Source organism: Candidatus Aquicultor secundus (assembly GCF_002791875.1).
Classification (GTDB): Bacteria; Actinomycetota; Aquicultoria; order Aquicultorales; family Aquicultoraceae; genus Aquicultor_A; species Aquicultor_A secundus.
On sequence record NZ_PFNG01000199.1, the window covers coordinates 1 to 1,407 of the forward strand.

1 protein-coding gene is annotated in these 1,407 nt (G+C 54.4%); it reads left to right on the forward strand.

Going from position 1 to position 1,407, the window contains the following annotated elements; genetic code table 11:
* The first annotated feature begins 119 nt into the window (after positions 1-119).
* Positions 120-1,307, forward strand: a complete 1,188-nt coding sequence (locus COY37_RS08250; RefSeq protein ID WP_286677873.1) for a phosphoglycerate kinase — start codon at positions 120-122, stop codon at positions 1,305-1,307.
* The last annotated feature ends 100 nt before the right edge of the window (positions 1,308-1,407 follow it).

The following is a 1,407-nucleotide window of genomic DNA, read 5'->3' on the forward strand; positions in this document are numbered from 1 at the left end:
TGCAGTAACGGTGATTGTCACTTACCAGCGTCTAGGCGTAGCTAAGCTACTGTAAGAAGAAGGTTTTATTCTGAATTCTGGCTCCTGGCTCCCAAAAGGTTTTTATAGGGGGGAGAGCTTTGGATAAGAAAAACGTGCGGGACGTTGATGTTTCCGGTAAGCGGGTGCTTGTTCGCGTTGATTTTAATGTCCCCATCAACAACGGGGTCGTAACCGACGACAGCAGGATCAGGGCCGCGCTACCGACAATAGAATACCTGATCAACCAGGGCGCAAAAGTCATCCTGATGAGCCACCTGGGCAGACCGAAAGGGCCGGAGGATAAGTACAGGCTCGATCCGGTTGCGCAAGAACTCACAGACCTGCTCGGCAAAGAGGTTGAAAAGGCCGACGAGGTCGTAGGCCCTAAGGTCAAAGAGGCCGTGGATAAAATGAAGCCCGGCGACGTATTGCTCCTGGAAAACCTCCGTTTTAATGAGGGAGAGAAAAAGAACGACCCCGAATTTGCAAAAGAGCTGGCAAGCCTTGCAGATATCTACGTGGATGACGCCTTTGGCGCTTCGCATAGGGCACATGCATCGGTTGCGGGCGTTGCCCGGTATATACCGGCGGTCGCCGGGTTCCTCCTGGAGAAAGAGGTGGATACGCTGACCTCGACCCTCGAAAATCCAAAGAGGCCGTTTATCGCGATCCTGGGAGGAAGCAAAGTGTCGGATAAAATCGGTGTCATCGATAAGCTTCTAGACATCGTCGACGCATTGTTAATCGGTGGAGGCATGTGCTTTACCTTCTTAAAAGCGCAGGGCTATAGCATCGGGAAATCGCTCCTCGAGGAGGATAAAATTGATTACTGCCGCGAGACGATCAAAAAAGCCGAGGGCAAGGATATCTCGCTGTACCTGCCGGCCGATGTGGTTATCGCGCAGGAGATCAGCCCGGATGCCGAGGCACGGGTTGTTCTGGTCGACTCCATCCCGGACGGCTGGATGGGTCTCGATATCGGTCCCGACACAATCGCGGTCTACCGGGGCGTTATTAACAGCGCCCGGACGATCTTCTGGAACGGGCCGATGGGCGTCTTTGAAATCGACCAGTTCTCACGGGGGACCGAAGAGGTCGCACTTGCCGTCGCGCAATCCGGCGCAACCAGCATAGTGGGCGGCGGCGATTCGATAGCCGCGCTTAAGAAATTCCAACTTGAAGACCGGGTCTCGTTCATCTCAACCGGCGGCGGCGCATCCCTTGAACTTATAGAGGGCAAAAAGCTCCCCGGCGTCGAAGCCTTGCTTGATAAAAAAGACCCTTAAGAGCAGCGGTTAGCGAAGAGCGAGTAGCGATTGGGCGCGGGTTTAGAGTGAGGGTTCTAGTAAGACTGTCAGCTGGATGTCATTCTGAGCGCAGCGAAGG